Origin of the sequence: Albidovulum sp. (assembly GCF_049646345.1) — a bacterium.
GTDB lineage: Bacteria > Pseudomonadota > Alphaproteobacteria > Rhodobacterales > Rhodobacteraceae > Albidovulum.
This window is the reverse complement of the sequence record NZ_JBARVQ010000542.1, coordinates 1-2,266: the sequence shown is the minus strand read 5'-3', so window position 1 is coordinate 2,266 and position 2,266 is coordinate 1. Positions and strand designations below refer to the sequence as shown.

At 59.8% G+C, this 2,266-nt stretch carries 3 protein-coding genes; 1 reads left to right on the top strand and 2 read right to left on the bottom strand.

All coding sequences use genetic code 11. From position 1 onward, the window contains the following. Both groEL and WBB85_RS13955 read right to left on the bottom strand, forming a co-directional pair. A partial coding sequence (gene groEL, locus WBB85_RS13960) for a chaperonin GroEL (protein WP_432639216.1) occupies positions 1-951 on the bottom strand: 951 nt, incomplete at its 3' end. Positions 952-999: 48 nt separating this feature from the next. After that, entirely contained in the window at positions 1,000-1,287 is a 288-nt protein-coding gene (locus WBB85_RS13955; protein ID WP_432639215.1) for a co-chaperone GroES, read from the bottom strand. A gap of 204 nt (positions 1,288-1,491) precedes the next feature. On the opposite strand from WBB85_RS13955, the gene WBB85_RS13950 reads away from it, so the two are divergent. Continuing rightward, a partial coding sequence (locus WBB85_RS13950) for a TraB/GumN family protein (protein WP_432639214.1) occupies positions 1,492-2,266 on the top strand: 775 nt, incomplete at its 3' end.

Here is a 2,266-nt window from a genome sequence, read left to right as displayed (position 1 = left end):
GAGCATGTCCATGCCGACATTCTCAAGCTTCATGCCGAGGTCTTCCGAGATGACCTGACCACCGGTCAGGATCGCGATGTCCTGCAGCATGGCCTTGCGGCGATCGCCAAAACCCGGTGCCTTGACGGCAGCGATCTTCAGGCCGCCGCGCAGCTTGTTGACGACGAGCGTGGCCAGAGCCTCGCCTTCGACGTCTTCCGCGATGATCAGCAGCGGCTTTTGCGACTGGATCACCTGCTCAAGCAGCGGAACCATCGGCTGGAGCGACGAAAGTTTCTTTTCGTGCAGCAGGATCATGCAGTCTTCGAGATCTGCAATCATTTTGTCGGGGTTGGTGACGAAGTAGGGCGACAGGTAACCGCGGTCGAACTGCATGCCTTCGACGACTTCGGTTTCGGTCTCAAGACCCTTGTTTTCTTCGACGGTGATGACACCCTCGTTGCCGACCTTCTGCATCGCGTCAGCGATCTGACGGCCGATTTCGGCTTCGCCGTTGGCCGAGATGGTGCCGACCTGTGCGACTTCAGCGCTGTCCGAAACCGGACGGGCCGCTGCCTTGATCGCCTCAACAACCTTGGCGGTTGCAAGGTCGATGCCGCGCTTGAGGTCCATCGGGTTCATGCCGGCGGCAACCGATTTCATGCCTTCGCGGACGATGGCCTGGGCCAGAACCGTCGCGGTGGTGGTGCCGTCACCGGCTTCGTCATTGGTGCGGGAAGCGACTTCCTTCACCATCTGTGCGCCCATGTTCTCGAACTTGTCGGAAAGCTCGATTTCCTTGGCGACAGTCACGCCGTCCTTGGTGATGCGCGGCGCGCCGAAGGATTTGTCGATCACGACATTGCGGCCCTTGGGGCCGAGGGTCACCTTCACCGCATCGGCAAGGATATTGACGCCGCGCAACATGCGGTCGCGGGCATCGGTGTTGAACTTGACGTCCTTAGCAGCCATTTTGCTTGCTCCTGGTTGTCTGAATGAATTTCGAAGTCAGGGACGGTCTCAGGCGATGACGCCGAGAATGTCGCTTTCTTTCATGATCAGCATTTCGGCACCGTCGACGGTCACTTCCGTGCCCGACCACTTGCCGAAAAGGATGCGGTCGCCGGCTTTGACCGACGGTGCGATCAGCTCGCCCGAATCCTTGCGCGCGCCTTCGCCAACGGACACAACTTCGCCCTCGGCCGGCTTTTCTTTCGCGCTGTCGGGGATGATCAGACCGCCCTTGGTCTTTTCGTCGCTCTCCACGCGCTTGACCAGCACGCGGTCATGAAGCGGTTTGAATGCCATCTGGTAACTCTCCCTATGGGTTCCAGGTTTGAACAGAATTAGCACTCGGGTTTGGTGAGTGCTAACGGAGGTTAGTTAGGACTGGCCAGGCCCCGAGTCAACTCCCGCCTTGCGTAAAAATGCCGTTCCGTCGGCATGGCTTTGCCACACCGGGCATGCAAGGATGGCGCGACCTTTGTTTTCAATTAGACCCCGAAGAAACACATGATCAGAATTGCCCTTTTCTCACTCCTCCTGGCCTTCCCCGCTGCCACTGCGACCGCGAAATGCACCGGCGCAAATATACTGGACAGCCTGCCAGAGGCAGAGCGCGCGGCGATGGATGCATCGATTGCCGAACTGCCCTTTGCATATGGAAACGCATGGACGGCATATCGCGGTGACGAGGTCATCCACATCGTCGGAACCTACCATCTGGATGACCCCCGCCACGACGCGGTTTTAGAGCGGCTGGCGCCTGCGATCGACAGCGCAACGACACTGCTGGTGGAGGCGGGGCCGGATGAAGAAACCCGGCTGAAGGCCGAAATGTCGCGCGACCCGAGCCTTCTGTTCCTAACCTCCGGCCCGACTCTGCCCGAGCAGTTGTCGGAAGATGAATGGCAGGCCTTGTCCGCCGCAATGAACACGCGGGGCATTCCCGCCTTCCTCGCCTCCAAGATGCAGCCCTGGTATGTTTCGATGATGCTGGGCATTCCGGCCTGCGCGATGGCTGACATGGCGAAGGGGGTGAAAGGCCTTGATGGGCGCATCATCGCCCGCGCGGAACAGGCCGATGTGCCGATCCGCGCGCTTGAGCCCTATGACACAGTCTTCCGGTTGTTCGACGGGATGGCGGCGGAAATCAAACTGGACATGATCCGCACCTCGCTTGCGATGGACGGGCAGGCCGAGGATTACACGGCGACACTGGCCGATGCGTATTTTTCGGAAAACGTTCGGGTGACCTGGGAACTGGGGCGTCTGGCCGCCTATGACA